At 70.5% G+C, this 15,213-nt stretch carries 17 protein-coding genes, 2 tRNA genes and 1 pseudogene; 10 read left to right on the top strand and 10 right to left on the bottom strand.

Annotated elements, in window-relative coordinates; all coding sequences use genetic code 11:
• Positions 1–128 precede the first annotated feature (128 nt).
• Complete coding sequence (gene pspF, locus G7B71_RS10715) at positions 129–1,169, top strand: phage shock protein operon transcriptional activator (RefSeq protein ID WP_166040696.1); 1,041 nt, start codon at positions 129–131, stop codon at positions 1,167–1,169.
• Between the two features lie 31 nt (positions 1,170–1,200).
• On the opposite strand, the gene G7B71_RS10710 is transcribed toward pspF, so the two are convergent.
• The 6 genes from G7B71_RS10710 to G7B71_RS10685 all read right to left on the bottom strand — a co-directional run bounded on the left by G7B71_RS10710 (position 1,201) and on the right by G7B71_RS10685 (position 7,352).
• Complete coding sequence (locus G7B71_RS10710) at positions 1,201–2,085, bottom strand: RDD family protein (RefSeq protein WP_166040693.1); 885 nt, start codon at positions 2,083–2,085, stop codon at positions 1,201–1,203.
• Entirely contained in the window at positions 2,078–3,073 is a 996-nt protein-coding gene (locus G7B71_RS10705) for a stage II sporulation protein M (RefSeq protein WP_166040691.1), read from the bottom strand. Before G7B71_RS10705 ends, G7B71_RS10710 begins: the two co-directional genes overlap by 8 nt.
• A 139-nt stretch (positions 3,074–3,212) precedes the next feature.
• Positions 3,213–4,529 carry a DUF58 domain-containing protein gene (locus G7B71_RS10700; RefSeq protein ID WP_166040690.1) on the bottom strand — a complete coding sequence of 439 codons (1,317 nt, stop codon included), beginning with the start codon at positions 4,527–4,529 and terminating at the stop codon, positions 3,213–3,215.
• The gene (locus G7B71_RS10695; protein WP_243406205.1) at positions 4,526–5,524 is read right to left on the bottom strand and encodes a MoxR family ATPase; all 999 of its coding nucleotides are present in this window, start codon (positions 5,522–5,524) and stop codon (positions 4,526–4,528) included. Before G7B71_RS10695 ends, G7B71_RS10700 begins: the two co-directional genes overlap by 4 nt.
• Positions 5,521–6,717, bottom strand: coding sequence for a DUF4350 domain-containing protein (locus tag G7B71_RS10690; protein WP_166040686.1), 1,197 nt, complete (start codon positions 6,715–6,717; stop codon positions 5,521–5,523). Before G7B71_RS10690 ends, G7B71_RS10695 begins: the two co-directional genes overlap by 4 nt.
• Entirely contained in the window at positions 6,714–7,352 is a 639-nt protein-coding gene (locus G7B71_RS10685) for a DUF4129 domain-containing protein (RefSeq protein WP_166040684.1), read from the bottom strand. Before G7B71_RS10685 ends, G7B71_RS10690 begins: the two co-directional genes overlap by 4 nt.
• A 137-nt stretch (positions 7,353–7,489) precedes the next feature.
• Between G7B71_RS10685 and G7B71_RS10680 the strand changes: the two genes are divergently transcribed.
• A complete protein-coding gene (locus tag G7B71_RS10680) occupies positions 7,490–7,972 on the top strand; it encodes a hypothetical protein (RefSeq protein WP_166040682.1) in 483 nt (160 codons plus the stop codon).
• An 80-nt stretch (positions 7,973–8,052) separates the two neighbouring features.
• Complete coding sequence (locus tag G7B71_RS10675) at positions 8,053–8,424, top strand: hypothetical protein (RefSeq protein ID WP_166040680.1); 372 nt, start codon at positions 8,053–8,055, stop codon at positions 8,422–8,424.
• Position 8,425: 1 nt separating this feature from the next.
• Here the strand turns inward: G7B71_RS10675 and G7B71_RS10670 are convergent, their stop codons facing one another.
• On the bottom strand, positions 8,426–9,652 hold the full coding sequence (locus G7B71_RS10670) for an FAD-dependent oxidoreductase (RefSeq protein ID WP_166040749.1): 1,227 nt from the start codon (positions 9,650–9,652) through the stop codon (positions 8,426–8,428).
• Positions 9,653–9,725: 73 nt separating this feature from the next.
• Positions 9,726–9,799 (bottom strand) — tRNA-Cys (locus G7B71_RS10665).
• A 64-nt stretch (positions 9,800–9,863) separates the two neighbouring features.
• Here G7B71_RS10665 and G7B71_RS10660 point away from each other — a divergent pair.
• The 5 genes from G7B71_RS10660 to G7B71_RS10640 all read left to right on the top strand — a co-directional run bounded on the left by G7B71_RS10660 (position 9,864) and on the right by G7B71_RS10640 (position 12,314).
• On the top strand, positions 9,864–10,616 hold the full coding sequence (locus tag G7B71_RS10660) for a ComF family protein (protein ID WP_166040678.1): 753 nt from the start codon (positions 9,864–9,866) through the stop codon (positions 10,614–10,616).
• Between the two features lie 49 nt (positions 10,617–10,665).
• A complete protein-coding gene (grxC, locus tag G7B71_RS10655; protein ID WP_166040676.1) occupies positions 10,666–10,923 on the top strand; it encodes a glutaredoxin 3 in 258 nt (85 codons plus the stop codon).
• On the top strand, positions 10,924–11,751 hold the full coding sequence (locus G7B71_RS10650) for a carbon-nitrogen hydrolase family protein (protein WP_166040674.1): 828 nt from the start codon (positions 10,924–10,926) through the stop codon (positions 11,749–11,751).
• Positions 11,748–12,197: a DUF1178 family protein gene (locus tag G7B71_RS10645; RefSeq protein ID WP_166040673.1), complete on the top strand. Its 450-nt coding sequence runs from the start codon at positions 11,748–11,750 to the stop codon at positions 12,195–12,197. Before G7B71_RS10650 ends, G7B71_RS10645 begins: the two co-directional genes overlap by 4 nt.
• Before the next feature lie 40 nt (positions 12,198–12,237).
• Positions 12,238–12,314 (top strand) — tRNA-Arg (locus G7B71_RS10640).
• 12 nt (positions 12,315–12,326) lie between these two features.
• On the opposite strand, the gene G7B71_RS10635 is transcribed toward G7B71_RS10640, so the two are convergent.
• Together G7B71_RS10635 and G7B71_RS10630 are read right to left on the bottom strand one after the other, a co-directional pair.
• Positions 12,327–13,016 carry an anti-sigma factor gene (locus G7B71_RS10635; RefSeq protein WP_166040671.1) on the bottom strand — a complete coding sequence of 230 codons (690 nt, stop codon included), beginning with the start codon at positions 13,014–13,016 and terminating at the stop codon, positions 12,327–12,329.
• Complete coding sequence (locus G7B71_RS10630) at positions 13,016–13,522, bottom strand: sigma-70 family RNA polymerase sigma factor (protein WP_166040669.1); 507 nt, start codon at positions 13,520–13,522, stop codon at positions 13,016–13,018. The genes G7B71_RS10635 and G7B71_RS10630 overlap by 1 nt, the downstream gene beginning before the upstream one ends.
• Before the next feature lie 101 nt (positions 13,523–13,623).
• Here G7B71_RS10630 and G7B71_RS10625 point away from each other — a divergent pair, with 101 nt between their 5' ends.
• Both G7B71_RS10625 and G7B71_RS10620 read left to right on the top strand, forming a co-directional pair.
• Complete coding sequence (locus G7B71_RS10625) at positions 13,624–14,874, top strand: S8 family serine peptidase (RefSeq protein ID WP_166040667.1); 1,251 nt, start codon at positions 13,624–13,626, stop codon at positions 14,872–14,874.
• Positions 14,875–14,947: 73 nt separating this feature from the next.
• A pseudogene (locus tag G7B71_RS10620) lies at positions 14,948–15,213 on the top strand (hypothetical protein); the annotation flags it as partial.

Here is a 15,213-nt window from a genome sequence, read left to right as displayed (position 1 = left end):
CGGTTGCTTAGCAAGGCGTGTGCCAACCGTTGGTGGTGCATGGAATTTCGCGGAAAAGGGTCATTTCCGATGGGCCCAAGCTCACAAAAAAGTTGCCAACAGCTGGGATTCTGCGCCAAGCTTCGGGAATGGAGCGGGCGACGCAGCTGGTGGGGCAGGCCACCTCTTTCCTCGACGCGGTCGAGCGCGCCAGCCGCGCCGCGCCGCTCGATCGGCCGGTGCTGGTGATCGGCGAGCGCGGCACCGGCAAGGAGCTGATCGCCGAACGTCTCCACCACCTTTCCTCCCGCTGGGACGGTCCTCTCATTACCATGAATTGCGCCGCTCTGCCGGAGACTTTGATCGAGGCGGAGCTGTTCGGCCACGAGGCCGGCGCCTTCACCGGCGCGGCCAAGGGACGCGCGGGCCGCTTCGAGGAGGCCGACGGCGGCACCCTGTTCCTCGACGAGCTCGCGACCCTGTCGAGCCCGGCCCAGGACCGGCTTCTGCGTGCCATCGAATATGGCGAGGTCACGCGGATCGGCGCGTCCAAGCCGCTGCGCGTCGACGTGCGTATCGTCGCCGCGACCAACGAGCATCTGCCCAGGCTGGTCGAGGAATCGCGGTTCCGCGCCGACCTGCTCGACCGCCTGTCGTTCGAGGTCGTCACGCTGCCACCGCTGCGCAACCGCGAGAGCGACATCCCGGTGCTCGCCGACCATTTCGGCCGGCGCATGGCGATGGAGCTGGAATGGGAGCTGTGGCCGGGCTTCAGCCAAGGCGTGACCGAGCGCATGCTGACCTATGAATGGCCCGGCAACGTCCGCGAGCTCAAGAACGTCATTGAGCGCGCCGTCTACCGCTGGGGCGTTCCGGATTCGCCGATCGACGAGATCAGCTTCGACCCCTTCGCCTCGCCCTGGGCGCCGATGACGAGCATGTCGCGGCCCAAGGCGGAGCCGGACGCGATAGCTGCCGGCGCGCAGCAGGTTCTGCCGGCTTTGCCCGCGCCCGGCGCCTACGATCCCGGCGAGTGCGGCGACTTCCGCCTCGCCGTCGCCGAATATGAAAAAGCGATCCTCGCCGCCGCCCTCGAGAAATGCCGCTGGAACCAGCGCGCAGCGGCCCAGGCGTTGAAGCTCACCTACGATCAGCTGAGGCACGCGCTGCGCCGCCACGAACTGCAGTGATCTTGGCCCCTCCCTGGAAACGGAGGGGTGATCAGCGGTCGTGCTTGTCCGCGCGGCGCTTTCCGAACAGCAGGCCGCGCTCCATGACGGCGCGGGCCTCGCGGTAATAGGCGGACAGAAATTCGTAGTCGTCGCCCGGGCCCCAATAGCCGATCTTCTCGCGGATCGTGCCGGCGACGAGGCGCAGCGTGTCGGGCTGGGCGTCGCGGAGGACCTGCTCCAGCGTCTGAAGCTCGTAGACGCCGTAGGCGTCGAGCTGCTCCTTGCTGAACTGGCTCGTCTCGATCGGGGCGTGGGTGACGAGGTCGTAGCTGAGGTTCTTCTTCGGGATGTTCACCACCCAGGTGCCGGCGAGCAGGTCGCCGACGCGCAGCCGGTCCTTGTTGAAGAAGGGGAAGAGGGTGAAGACCAGCACCCACAGCACGCCGCCCCAGGCGAGCAGGGCGTCGCCGCTGTCGGTCTCGACCATCGCGTAGATGAGGTAGGACAGCGGCAGGTAGAGCTCGACCTCGCGCATCAAATTGCGGGCGACGACGCTCTCGCTGGTCAGCCGCTCGCCGCTCCGCGCGACGACGCGCAGGCCGAAGGCGCGCTTGCCCCAGGTCGCGGCGCGGGTGCCGGCCTCGAACAGGATGAAGTAGAAGTTGCGGATCAGGAAGAAGCCGAGCAGCCACACCACGCCGACGAATTCCAGCGCCCACTCGCCGCCGCCCGAGGCGCTGAAGCCGACCGCCGAGAAGGCGACGATCAGGGTCAGCGCGATCAGCGCCAGGACCATGATCAGCAGGTCGACGACGAACGCGCCGACGCGTTGACCGCCGGTGGCGAGGCCGAGGCTGAGGTCGACTCCTTCCGGAGTGACCAGGCTGCGCCGGTCGCGTGCCGCGTGCGGGCCAAGAACGTGCGCCTCAACCATCGGCGCGCCGCCTTGGAATATAAAAGTATGCGAGCCAGAGCAGCAGCAGGGTCCAGCCGATGGCGTAGCGGGTCCAGTCGCCGGTGATCAGCTGGCGGCCATAGCCTTCGAGCAGGCCGGCGCACATCAGCATGATGACCACGCCGATCATCGCGATCGCCGCGGTGCGTCCCGCCCGGGTCGCCGCGGTGAGCCGGGTCTCTTCGCCCGGGAAGACCACTGCCCAGCCGATGCGGAAGCCGGCGGCGCCGGCCAGCACGATGGCGAACAGCTCGGTGGTGCCGTGGATCGACAGCCAGCCGCCGAGCTCGAACGCCAAGCCGCGGTCCTGGAAGAGCGCGAAGAACGCGCCCAACATCGTGCCGTTGTGGACGAGCAGCATCGCCGTCGGCACGCCGAACGCGAAGCCGAGCGCGAAGCACATCAGCGACACCTGGGCATTGTGGGTGAACAGGAAGGTCGCGAAGAAGCTGAGGCCGGTGCCGCCCTCCGGCGCGTCGTAGAGCGTTCGGCGCAGCTCCTCGGCGCTCGCCTGGAAATCGCGGCCGCTGCCCAGCTCGCCGGGGACGAAGGCGTCGAACCAGGTCGGATCGTTGGCGACGAGCAGATAGGCCGCGACCGCGCCGAGGATCATCAGCAGCGCCGACACGATGGTCTCGCGCCACAGGCTCCTGATCGCATCCGGCCAGTCGGCGCGGAAGAAGGCGAGGAACTTGGCGCCGGCGGTCGTGCGCACGCCGTAGACGAAGAAATAGGCTCGCGCGCACAGGCCTTCGAGATAGGTGACGAGCTCGAGGTCGAGCGAGGTCTCGCGCGCCAGCGACAGCGAGGAGAGCGCGCCGCGGTAGAGCACGGGAAGGGCGAGCAGATCCTCGTCCGACAGCGCGCGCACCGACTTGCGCTCGGCGACCCGGAGGATCGCCTCGAGGCGCTGCCAGTCGTTCTCGCGCTGCTCGCGGAACTGGCGGGCGATGGTCTGCGTGCTCATGATCCTGCCTCGAACACCCCTCCGCGGCTTCGCGGAGGGGACGGGGGTGGTTCTTCCTTTCTAGACCGAGAACAAGAAGGGCCACCCCCAGCCCCTCCAGCAAGGGCTGGAGGGGAGGCAACTGGGCTGTCTCGCCACCTCACAGGCGCCCCCGCCGCTTGAGGTCCATATAGGCGTTGACCACCGCCGGCCCGGCCTGGGCGGCGGGCGCCTCGACCACCTCGACGCCGAGATGGCGCAGCCGGGTCAGCACCAGCCGGCGCTCGCGCAGCAGCCCGGCGGCGGTCACCGCGCGGCTGACGTCGTCCGGCTCGTTCGGCTCGGCGGCGGTGAACGCCTCGAGCTCCGCGTCGCGCAGCACCACGAACAGGATGAGATGCTTGCCGAGCAAAGGGGCGAGTGCGCTCATCATTAGCTCGGCGGCGACGGTGTCGGTGAACTCGGTGAAGACGATGATCAGCGAGCGCCGCTTGAGCCCGCTCGCCAGAGTGGCGAGGCCGAGCGTGTAGTTGGTCTCGTTGCTCGAATATTCGATGTCCGCCGCGACTCGCTGGAGCACTCCGAAGGCGGCCGGGCCGGACACCACCTTGCTCGACGCGCGCGGCTTGGAGTCGAAGGCGAACAGGCCGATTCGGTCGCCCTGCTTCAGAGCGACGAAGGCGGTGAGCAAGGCCGCGGCGACGGCGCTGTCGATGCGCGGAACGCCTTCCATCGGCTCGCACATGGAGCGGCCGCTGTCGATCGCGACGACGATGTTGTTGTTGCGCTCGACCCGATATTCCTTGGCGATCAGGTGGGTGTGGCGGGCCGACTGCTTCCAGTCGATCCAGCGCCGGTCCATGCCCTGGCGATAGTCGGCGAGCGATTCGAACTCCTGGCCCTCGCCGATCTGCTGGCGCGCGATCTGGCCGTGCATCATTTCGCGCGTGGCGAGCTGGACCCCGTCATCGCGGGTCGGGCGGATGTCGGGCGTGACCAGGATCGGCCGGTCGAACTCGACCCGTTGCTGCTTCCACACCAGGCCGAGAAGGCCGGGCAGGCGAAGCCACAGGCCGGCTATGCGGCCGCGGCCGCGCCGCTCGGCGTTCAGCGCGACCCTGGCGCCGGACACCGGAAGGCCGGCCGCGGGCTGCAGCTTTCGCCGCATCCGACCGACCAGCGCCAGCGGTCCCTCGACGTCGAGCGCGATCTCGGCGCCGCGCGGCGCGCTTGTCCCGCGGGCCTGGATCTCGACGTCGAACGTCTCGCCGACATTGACGATCTGGGCGCCGTCGCACTGGACCTGGAGCCGGCGCGGCGCGGGGCCGACCAGCGCGTCGACGGCGGCGAGCGCGAGCAGCAAGGCGAGCAGGCCGAGGCCGGCGGTCCACGCCTCGGGCAGTGCCAGCGCGAGGACGAGGGCCACCGGCGCCACCGCGGCGGCCAGAAGCACCATCCTCTGCGTCGGATAGATCAACGCGGCGCCTCGACCTCTTCGATCAATCGCTGGACGACGCTCTCGACCGGCCGGCCCTCGATCTCGGCGGCGGGCGACAGGATGACCCGGTGGCGAAGAACCGCCGGCGCGAGCGCCTTGACGTCGTCGGGAATGACATAGTCCCGCCCGTCGAGCGCCGCCCGCGCCCGCGCCGCGCCGGCGAGCAGGGCCGCGGCGCGGGGGGAAGCGCCGCCTTCGAGGTCGGGCGCGGTTCGGGTCGAGCGGATCAGGCCGACGACATAGTCGACCACCTCGCCGACCATCGGCAGCGCCGCGACGGCGCCGATCGCCGCCTCGAGCAGAGTCGGGTCGACCTTGGGCGTAATCCCCCATTCCTCGGGGCGGGGCGCTCCGAAGCGGGCGCCGTGGGCGGCGACGATTCGCCGCTCCTCCTCGTGGCTCGGATAGTCCATCTTGTGCTTGAACAGGAAGCGGTCGAGCTGCGCCTCCGGCAGCGGATAGACGCCCTGCTGCTCGATCGGGTTCTGGGTGGCGATGACCATGAAATGGGGCGGGAGATCGTGGGTGACGCCGTCGATGGTGACGGCGCGCTCCTGCATCGCCTCGAGCAGCGCCGCCTGGGTCTTGGGCGGCGTGCGGTTGATCTCGTCGGCGAGCAGGAGCTGGCAGAAGATCGGGCCGCGGGTCAGGGTGAACTGGCTGGTCTGGAAATTGAACAGGTTGGAGCCGAGGATGTCGCCGGGCATCAGATCGGGGGTGAACTGGATCCGGCCGAAACCGAGCCCCAGCACGCGTGCGAAGCATTGTGCGAGGAAGGTCTTGGCGGTGCCCGGCGGCCCTTCGAGCAGGACATGGCCGGAGGAGAAGAGGGCGATCAGCATCAGCTCGACTGCCTCGTCCTGCCCGACGATCGCCCGGGCGACCTCGCGGCGGATGTCGTCGGCCAGCGCCTTCACCTCGCCGACGGCGAGCGTTCGGCCGTTGTCGCCCGACTTATCGATTTCGACTGTCACCGGATCAGATCCTTCTTCCATCGGAAAAGTGCGCGCGCGGCCGACATCAGGTCGTGGCGGTCGCGGGCGGAGCGAAGCGCGTTGGCAAGGTGCGAGAAGGGCGGCTCGCCGGGCCGCGTGAAGCGGTCGAGATAGGCTTCGAGCGCCTCGTCATGGAGGTTTGGCGGGGCAGCACCGGCACGGGCCGCGTCGTCGCGCACCACCGCGGCATAGCCGCCGCCGAGCCGCACCTCGCGATGCGCGAGCCGCACCAGCCCGGCGCTGTTCTCGACCAGCGCCGCCTTGCCGAACGGGATGGCGCGGGCGGGCGGCCGCGCCGGCCCGAAACGCACCGCGCCGTGAAGCCCGGCGAGGAAAGCGGCCGCGATCAGCGCCAGAGTCATCGCCAGGAACGGCGGCTCGAGGATAGTGCGCAGAAGGCTGCGGCCGCCGCCATAGCCGTTGATGGTGAGATCGAAGAGGATCGGCCCGCTGTCGTCGGGCGTCATCGCGGCGAGCATCTGCACCGCGGCGCGGGCGCGGTCGGGATCGGCGATGCCGTGATTGTTGAGCAGGTCGGGATCGGCGACGACGTAGAGCGGATGGTCGCCGTAGCGCCCGACCAAAATGTCGCCGCTCGCGGTGGTCAGCAGCGGTTCGAGGCCATCGCCCTCGATGATCTGGGCGGAGGCCGGCACCGGCACGGACAGGCCGGCGAGGATGTCGTAGCCGCGCGTGCGGCCGCGGCTCTGGCGCGCGGTCAGGATCTCGACCTCGGCGCCCTCGCCGAGCAGGCGCTCGCCCGCACCGCCGAGATCGGGGCCGAGGCTGCGCACCCAGCCGCGCCGCTCGGGATCGCGGATGACGTCCCATTTGGGCAGGATCAGCACTGTTGGCCGGTCGTAGCGCTGGTTGAGCAGCCGCTCGACCTCGGAGCGCTCGGTCTGCGGCTCGAGCGCGACGACGACGAGATCGTCAGTGTACAATTGGTCGCCGCTGCGGATCAGCCCGGTCTCGTAGAACTGGTCGGTGAGGTTGACGAGCCCCTTGAATCCGATCGCCGCAACCGACAGCGCGGTCCCGCGCCCGCCGCTGCGCCCGCCGGCCTGGCCACCCCAGCTGAGCAGCATGACGAAGGCGGCGAAGCTCACCAGGCCCGCGACGATCAGGCCGATCACCAAAGCGGGGCGGAAGGGGCTGGTTTCCTTGGTCATCCGCGCCAGCTTTCGGGGAAGGCGAAGCGCTCATAGGCGGTGCGGCATTCGCGCCAATCTTCGGCATCGAGATCGCGGCCGCCGAACAGGCTGCGCTCCACCGCCCGGACGATCGCCCGGAAGGAATCGGCGGGCCCGTGGGGGAGCGACGGCAGCCCGGCGATGTCGCGGCTGGTCAGCGCCCGGCGGATCGTGTCCGGGCGGCGCTGATCGATCTCCTCGATGCTTCGGAACAGGAGGAGATGCGCGGCTTCCGAAAAGAGGCCCTTCGCGGCGAGCGCGTCGGCGTCGCCGAGCAGCTGGCGCGCCGGCTGCTCCGCCATGTGCCATTCCGGCTCCCCGGCCTCGGCCTCGCCGCGCCGGCGTAAGCTGAAGCCGGTCAGGCGGCTGACGATCAGGTAGAGCAGGAACAGGACCGCCGCTGCGACCAGCACCCAGAACATGACCCGGAAGAACGGCGCGAGATTGACGAGCCCGCTCAGGTCGGGCGGCGGATCCATTCGGGGCGGCTGGAACGGCTCCAGCCTGAACTGGATCGCGCGGTCGTCGAGCAGCGCCCGATGGGCCTCGTCGAAGCCGTCCAGCGGCTGGATCGCCCGCTCCGCATCGCTGCTTTCGGGCCGCTTGGCCAACATGACGTCGCTCAATTCCCCCGTTGGCGCCTAGGAAAGCAGGGCCTGCCCGCCCGCGCAAGCCGTAACGCATTGGCACGGCGGCGCTTGACTCAACTTACGGCGCGGGTTCCAACTGTCGGCGCAGTCAATTTGGGGGAATGACCGACATGCGCACTTTGCTCGTCCTGACCGCGCTCGCTTTGGTGACCGCCTGCGGCAGCGGCGGCGGCGAAAGGGAACGGTCGGATCGCGACTCATCCCGCTCGGAACGCGACCGCGACAACGAATCCGAGGCCCGCGACGGTGACCGCGGATCGCGCGAGGATCGCGGCCGCCGCGACGTCGATCCCGACCTCGAGGACGAGCTGCGCGCCGAAGTGCGCGAGTTCCGCAACTCTCTGCCGGCCCGCGAGGGCGTGCTGACCATCACCGACGTCGACCTCGACGGCACCGAGATCATCTATACCGGCCGCGTCGACGCCGACTTCACCAGCTCGCGCATCGCCGAATTCCGCCGCGTGGTCAGCCGCGACCTGTGCACCGGCGAAACCGGCGAGGTGATCCGTCGGGGCGGCGCCTACACCTACAATCTGCGCGACAATGACGGCGACGATTTCGAGACGACGGTCTCGAGCTGCTGATCACACGTCCGCCGGGAAGGTGGGGGGCGACGGGCCGCGAACCCCGGCCTGACCGAGAGCAGGCGAGGAGAGGAGCTATCATGCGACGCACTTTGTTTCTGGCCGCCCTCGCATTCGCCGCCCAGGCCGCGGCGGCCCAGACCAATGCTGACCGGCAGCGCCTGGCCGAGGAATTGCGGGCCGAGGTCCAGGCGTACCGCGCCGGCCTGCCGGTGCGCGACGGCGTGCTGACCATCACCAAGGTCGATCTGCGCGGCACCGAGGTCATCTATACGGGCGTCCTCGACGTGGACTTCGATGACACGGCGATCGCCGTGTTTAGGCGCGAGGTCGCGCGAGGATTGTGCACCGGCGAGACCGGCGAGGCGATCCGCCGGGGCGGCGCCTTCACCTACGACCTGCGCGACCAGGCCGGCGATCAGTTCGTCACCACCGTCGACAGCTGCCGCTGAGCTAGCGCGCGGCCAATTCCTTGAGCGGCACGCTCGCGTCGGCGAGCATGGCAGCGTCGGGCGTGAGGCGGTCGAGGATCAGCTTTCGCCCCTGGACATAGTCGCGGGTCGCGTTGACGCAGTCGAGCGCGACCACCCGGCCCTGTTTCAGATAGACGACCGAGAAGCTGCGTGCCCCTGGGTCGCCGCGGACCACCGTGGCGTCATGGCCGATGGACAGGCCGACCGTCTGCAGCCTGAGGTCGTACTGGTTCGACCAGAACCAGGGCAGGGCGTCATAGTCCATCTCCAGCCCGGCGATGGTGCGCGCGGCCACCGTCGCCTGGTCGTGGGCATTCTGGACCGATTCCAGCCGGATCGGCGCGCCGCCGGCGAAGCGGTTGGAGTGAAGCGCGCAGTCGCCGACCGCGAAGATGTCGGGAAGCGAGGTGCGGCACCGGCCGTCCACCGCGACGCCGTTGCCGCCCCGGGCGCCGGCTTCCAGCAGTGGACACGCCGCGCCATCGATGCCGATTCCGACGATCACCAGCTGGGCATCGACCAGCGAGCCGTCGGCGAGACGAACGCCGCTCACCCGTCCGCGGTCGCCGACCAGGGACTCGACCTCGGCGCCGAGGCGGACGTCGACGCCGTGGGCGCGGTGCTCGGCCTCGTAGAAGCGCGATAGCGGCTCGCCGGCGACTCGGGACAGCACCCGGCCGAGCGCTTCGAGCAGGACCACCCGCTTGCCGAGCTTGGTCAGCACCGCGGCGGCCTCGAGGCCGATATAGCCGCCGCCGATCACCACGACCTGCGCGACGCGGTCGAGCGCGCCGACGATCCGGTCGACGTCGGCGCGGGCGCGGACGGTGTGGACGCCGGCGAGCTCCGCGCCCGGGCAGGCGAGCTGCCGCGGTGTCCCCCCGGCGGCCCAGATCAGCTTGCCATAGCCGATCGTCTCGCCGCCCTCGGTGGTTACTCGATGCGCCTCGGGATCGACCGCGACGACTCGGCGGCCGAGCAACATCTCGACGCCGCGCTCCTCCCAGAACGCCGGCGGCCGGATCAGCATGCGCTCGAACGTCTTCTCGCCAGCGAGATAGTCCTTGGAGAGCGGCGGCCGCTCGTAGGGCAGATCCGGCTCGGCGCCGATCATCGCGATGCTGCCCGCAAAGCCGTTCTGACGCAGCGCGATCGCCGCCTGCGCCCCGCCATGGCCCGCCCCGACGATCACCACGTCAAAGGTCATTCGCACGGTTCCTCTTTCGGCGCCGCCATGGTTTACTGGCGCTGCGGGGACAAGGCGATCGGGCAGAAAGATGTGGAGGCCCGAGCCGGAATCGAACCGGCGTGCACGGATTTGCAGTCCGCTGCGTCACCACTCCGCCATCGGGCCTCGGGAGGTGAGGGGGCGACATGATGGGCTTTGACTCGACTGTCAACCGCGGCTGCCGCGGCGCATGATCGCGGGCGCGGCGCGGCACGCGCGGGCCGGGCTGCGCGCCGTCGTCGACTTCGCGCTTCCGCCGCGCTGCCCGGGCTGCGGCCTGGTGACCCAGGCGCAGGACGCCTTCTGCTACCCATGTTGGTCCAGCCTGGACTTGCTCGGGCCGCCCTGCTGCGCCGCATGCGCGCTGCCGTTCGAGCATGGCGGGGCGGGCGAGGATGCGCTCTGCGCCGGCTGCATGGCCGATCCGCCCGCCTTCGACCGGCTGCGCGCCGCGGTGGCCTATGGCGAGCTCGCCCGGGCGGTGGCGCTCAAGCTCAAATATGGCCGCAAGCCGGGCGTCGCCGGCACGATGGCGGGCCTGATGGCGCGCCATGTCGACTTAGCGCGCCAGCCGATCCTGTGCCCGGTGCCGCTTCATCGCTGGCGGATCTGGCGGCGCGGCTACAACCAGTCGGCGCTGATCGGCGCGGCGCTGTGCCGCCGCTTCGGGCTCGACATGCGCCCCGACCTGCTGCTTCGGGTCAAGCGAACTCCGCCCCTGAAGGGCATGAGCCCGCGTGAACGCCGGCTCACCGTGCGGGGAGCCTTCCGGCTCAACCCGAGTCACCGCTCGGCGATCGCCGGGCGCAACATCCTGCTTGTCGACGACGTTTTCACCACCGGCGCCACCGTCGAGGCCTGCGCCCGCGTGCTCAAGCGGGCCGGCGCGGCGGAGGTTTCGGTGCTGTGCTGGGCGCGGGTGGTCCGCGACGGCGAACATTGACAGTCGCGGCGGCCACGGTCACCTGCGGCGCGAACGAGGAAAAACGCGAATGCCGAACGTCGAGATCTATACCAAGATGTTCTGTCCCTATTGCACCCGCGCCAAGCGGCTACTGAGCGACAAGGGCATCACCTTCGAGGAATATGACATCACGCTCGGCGGCGCGAAGCGCGACGAGATGCTGAGCCGCGCCAACGGGCGGTTCACCGTGCCGCAGATCTTCATCAACGACCATCATGTCGGCGGATCGGACGACCTCCACGCGCTCGAGGCTTCGGGACGGCTCGATCCACTGCTGCAGGCCTGAATGCGCATCGCCGTCTACCAGGCGCGGACGGGGATCGACCCGGCCGCCAATGCCGACGCGCTCGCCGGCGCGATCGCGGAGGCCGCGGCGGGTGGCGCGGCGATGCTGTTCACCCCGGAGATGAGCGGCCTGCTCGACCGCGACCGTGAGCGGGCCGCGCCGCATTATCGGCGGGAGGCCGACGACCCGCTGCTCGCGCGGGTGCGCGAGGCCGCCCGGCGGCACGGCATCTGGGTCGAGCTCGGCTCGCTGGCGCTGCTCGCCGAGGAAGGCGACCGCCTCGTCAACCGCTCATTCCTGATCGACGACCGGGGCGCCATCCGCGCCCGCTACGACAAGATGCACCTGTTCGACGTCGACCTGCCGACCGGCGAGAGCTGGCGCGAATCCGCCTCCTTCGCCGCCGGCGACGCGCCGGTCCTCGCCGACAGCCCGCTCGGGCCGATCGGCCTGTCGATCTGCTACGATCTGCGCTTCTCCGCCCTGTACGCCCGGCTCAGCGAGGCCGGCGCGGCACTACTCAGCATCCCCGCCGCCTTCACCGTGCCGACAGGGGAGGCACACTGGCACGTGCTGCTGCGCGCCCGGGCGATCGAGGCGGAGGCCTTCGTCGTGGCCGCGGCCCAGGGCGGCAACCATGAGGACGGCCGTGCCACTTACGGCCATTCGCTCGTCGTCGATCCGTGGGGCCGTGTTCTGCTCGACATGGGCAAGGACAGCCCGGCGCTCGGCTTCGCCGATCTCGACATGGCCATGCTCGGCGACGTGCGCACTCGCCTGCCGGTGCTCGCCCATCGCCGGATCATCCCGGAACCGGTGCGGCAATGATCGTCTTCGACCTGCGCTGCGCGTCCGCGGGCCATGTCTTCGAGGCCTGGTTCGGCTCGACGGACGATTACGAGTCGCAGAAGGAACGCGGTCTCGTCGCCTGCCCGATCTGCGGCGACCCGGACGTCGCCAAGGCGCCGATGGCGCCGGCGGTGCCGAAGAAAGGCGGGAGTGTCGCACCTGCAACCGACATGATGTCCGCCCCGCCGGCCGCGGTGAAGGAGATGCTCGGCAAGATGGCCGCGTTCCAGCGCGAGATGCTGGAGAAATCCGAATGGGTCGGCGACCGCTTCGCGACCGAAGCGCGCGCCATGCATGTCGGCGACATCGACTCCCGCCCGATCCACGGCCAGACCACGCCCGACCAGGCCGCCAGTCTCGCCGAGGACGGCGTCCCGGTCGCGCCTTTGCTGTTCCCGGTGGCGCCGCCCGGCGAGGAGAATTGACTTACGGCAGGCGCTTGGCGGAAAAGGCGGGGCGGTGGACGGCCCCGTAGCTCAGCAGGATAGAGCGACAGATTCCTAATCTGTAGGCCACAGGTTCGAATCCTGTCGGGGTCACCACCGCCTTCGGGCTCAGCGCCAGCCGGCGTCGCGCACGCGGCGCTCCTCTTCCTCGCCCAAGGGTTCGCCGGCCATCCGCTCCTGCGCGGCCTGAAGCGCTAGCATCGCGCCGCTCGACGCCTGCTGGTAGCCGGAGGCCTGGGCCCCGGACCCCGGCGCCAGCATCTCGATCCGCCAGGCGCGGCCGTCGCGGCAGGCGAAGCCGGCAACGTCCGCGCCGTCGAAGGTCCGGCACAAGCGGCCTTCGCCGTCGCGGAAGGTGGTGCCGATGCGCGTCGCGCCGGCGGTCGCCGGAGCCGAGGCCAGCTGGGTGTCGAGTGCCTGGGCGAGATCGCCGCCCGCGGCCGGCAAGGTCGAGATGCCGCCGCCGCTCGCGAGATACTGCCCTCCGAAAAGCCCGACGACGAGGCTCGCCGCGATGGCTGTCGGCACCCATGCCCGGTCCGGCCGCCGCCGGTGCGCGTCGAGCGACACCACGTCCGCGGCCGGCCTGGGGGCGAGCATCCCGCGCAGCGCGTCCGGCACCGGCTCGTCCAGCACTGGGTCGAAATGGCCGCCGAGGCGGGCACGCAGCATTTTCTCCCGCTCGACCCGGGCGCGGAGGGCGTCATCGCGCTGCAGCGCTTCTTCGAAACGGTCCTGGATCAGGCTGTGCAGCTCGCCATCGGCATAAGCGGCGACCAGTTCGTCATCCCATTCCATCACGCCGCCTCCAGCATCTGCACCAAAGCCTGCCGCCCGCGGGTCAGCCGCGATGTCAGCGTGCCCATCGGGATATCGAGGATGTCGGCGGCCTCGCGATAGGCGAGGCCCTCGACCAGGACGAGAGCGATGACCTCGCGCTGCTGCTCGGGGAGGGCGGCCATCGCCCGGTCGACGTCGCGCATCGCCGCCGCCTGCTCAGGGCCGGGGGCGGGATCGCCGACCGCGAGCCCGTCCTCCTCCGGCGCCAGGGTCCTGGCGCGGCGGGTGCGGCTGCGCGTTTCGTCGATCCAGCAATTGCGCATGATCCTCATCATCCATGAATCGAGCCGCGTTCCCGGCGCCCATTGGGCGCGCGCCTTGAGCGCCCGCTCGAGCGCGGTCTGGACGAGATCGTCGGCATCCGCGGCATCGCGGGCCAGCGCCCGGCCGAAACGGCGCAAGCGCGGCAGCAGACCCGCCAATTCTGCCTCGAACGCCTTCAATCCCTCCCTCCGGCACGTCATTCATGGAGGAAACGACCCCTGGCAGCCGTTTAATCCCCGCGCGACATGATTATTTTGAAGCGCAGGAATTGGGAGCAGGAAAGCTGAACAAACCCACCATCATGATCCTCGCCGCGCTCGCGACGAGCCTAAGCGGCGCCGGCGTTGCGACGGCGCAATTACTGCCGCGTGCGCCGCAGCTCCCGAGCCTGCCCTCGGTCGGCGGCGTTGGCGGCGAGGTGCTTCGCCCGGTCGACGGGCTCAGGCGCGACGTCGGCCGGGCTACCCAGCGCCTCGCCCGCGAGCGGCGGCAAGCGCTCGACGCCCTGGTGCGGGCGCATCCCGAGACGCTGGAGATGACCCGCGACGGCCCCGCGGTGCGCGGCGAGGTCGTCGCGATGGACCCGGATCCGATCCTCCTGGCGGCGGTCGAGGGGGCGGGCTTCGCGGTGATCGGTCGCGAGGCGGTCGAGGAGCTCGGCTTCGAGCTGGTGCGGTTGCGCCCGCCCGCGGGCCTGTCGGTGGACGTCGCTCTCGCGCGCCTGCGCCGGCTCGCGCCGGGGCTGGAGGCGAGCGCCGACCATCTCCACCTGCCGAGCGGGGCCGGGGCGGGTGCCGTCACCAGTTCCGGGACAGTCGTTCAGCGCGGCGGGGGCGGTGGGCCGGTCATCGGCCTGATCGACGGCGGCGTCGCGTCTCACCCGGCGCTTCGCGGCGGCATCGAGCAGCGCGGCTTCACCGCCGCCGGGCTCCAGCCGAGCGCCCATGGCACCGCGGTCGCCTCGCTCATCGCGGGGGACGGGGCGGTCCGCGGCGCGGCTCCCGGCGCGCGCCTCAAGGTCGCCGACATCTTCGGCGGCGCGCGCACCGGCGGCAGCGCGACCAACCTCGTGCGCGCGATCAACTGGATGGTGGGGAGCGGCGTCCGAGTCGTCGCGATCAGCCTCGCCGGTCCCAACAACGCCATCGTCGCCCGCGCCGTGGCCGAGGCCCACCGCCGCGGCACCTATGTCGTGGCATCGGTCGGCAATGCCGGGCCGGCCGCGCCCCCTTCCTATCCCGCCTCCTATCCGGAGAGCGTCGCAGTCACCGCGGTCGACTCGCGCGGGCGGTTGCTGATCGAGGCCGGGCGAACGCCGCACCTCGATTACGCCGCGCCCGGCGCCGACATGGCCGCGGCCGATCCGAATGGCGGCCTTCGGGTGGTTCGCGGAACCTCGTTCGCGGTGCCGCTCGTCGCCGGCCGCCTCGCCCGCCATGTTGGCTCGCGCGACCCGCTTGCGGCGCTCGATGGCGAAGCGAGCGCGCGCGACCGCCGCTATGGCCGCGGCCTCATCTGCGCCTCCTGCCGGACGCCGCCGCCGCGAAATTAATTGCGACCCCGGGATTAATCCCGCGACCGCCGTCGTTCCCCGGACATCAGTTCACCTTTCGGGGAGTGTTACCATGAAAAAGACCCTCATCCTCGCCGCCGCGGGCACCGCGTTCTTCGCGGTTCCGGCCCAGGCCCAGCTTCTCGGCGGCGGCGGCCTCGGCGGCCAGGTCGGCGGAGTCCTCAGCGGCGGCCGCTCGGGCGGTCTCGGTCAGACCGTCGGCGGGACGTTGAGCGGACGCGGCGCGGGCGACCTCCGCCTCGACCGCCAGGTCGACCGGCGGCGCGGCCGCGCCAGCGCGGGCGGCTCGGGCAACGCTCAGGGCGAAGCGCTTCTCGG

It is taken from the genome of Sphingosinicella sp. YJ22 (genome assembly GCF_011320075.1).
GTDB lineage: Bacteria > Pseudomonadota > Alphaproteobacteria > Sphingomonadales > Sphingomonadaceae > Allosphingosinicella.
Note: the sequence above shows the minus strand (reverse complement) of the source record. Positions and strands in the feature narration are given on the sequence as shown.

Bases quoted from the DNA above. Each gene is read 5' to 3' on its own strand.
- G7B71_RS10705 (WP_166040691.1), bottom strand. From the start codon at position 3,073: ATGAGCACGCAGACCATCGCCCGCCAGTTCCGCGAGCAGCGCGAGAAC.
- G7B71_RS10685 (WP_166040684.1), bottom strand. From the start codon at position 7,352: ATGTTGGCCAAGCGGCCCGAAAGCAGCGATGCGGAGCGGGCGATCCAG.
- G7B71_RS10690 (WP_166040686.1), bottom strand. From the start codon at position 6,717: ATGACCAAGGAAACCAGCCCCTTCCGCCCCGCTTTGGTGATCGGCCTG.
- G7B71_RS10630 (WP_166040669.1), bottom strand. From the start codon at position 13,522: ATGACGTGCCGGAGGGAGGGATTGAAGGCGTTCGAGGCAGAATTGGCG.
- G7B71_RS10675 (WP_166040680.1), top strand. From the start codon at position 8,053: ATGCGACGCACTTTGTTTCTGGCCGCCCTCGCATTCGCCGCCCAGGCC.
- G7B71_RS10635 (WP_166040671.1), bottom strand. From the start codon at position 13,016: ATGGAATGGGATGACGAACTGGTCGCCGCTTATGCCGATGGCGAGCTG.
- G7B71_RS10680 (WP_166040682.1), top strand. From the start codon at position 7,490: ATGACCGACATGCGCACTTTGCTCGTCCTGACCGCGCTCGCTTTGGTG.
- G7B71_RS10650 (WP_166040674.1), top strand. From the start codon at position 10,924: ATGCGCATCGCCGTCTACCAGGCGCGGACGGGGATCGACCCGGCCGCC.
- pspF (WP_166040696.1), top strand. From the start codon at position 129: ATGGAGCGGGCGACGCAGCTGGTGGGGCAGGCCACCTCTTTCCTCGAC.
- G7B71_RS10660 (WP_166040678.1), top strand. From the start codon at position 9,864: ATGATCGCGGGCGCGGCGCGGCACGCGCGGGCCGGGCTGCGCGCCGTC.
- G7B71_RS10710 (WP_166040693.1), bottom strand. From the start codon at position 2,085: ATGGTTGAGGCGCACGTTCTTGGCCCGCACGCGGCACGCGACCGGCGC.
- G7B71_RS10645 (WP_166040673.1), top strand. From the start codon at position 11,748: ATGATCGTCTTCGACCTGCGCTGCGCGTCCGCGGGCCATGTCTTCGAG.
- G7B71_RS10670 (WP_166040749.1), bottom strand. From the start codon at position 9,652: ATGACCTTTGACGTGGTGATCGTCGGGGCGGGCCATGGCGGGGCGCAG.
- grxC (WP_166040676.1), top strand. From the start codon at position 10,666: ATGCCGAACGTCGAGATCTATACCAAGATGTTCTGTCCCTATTGCACC.
- G7B71_RS10625 (WP_166040667.1), top strand. From the start codon at position 13,624: ATGATCCTCGCCGCGCTCGCGACGAGCCTAAGCGGCGCCGGCGTTGCG.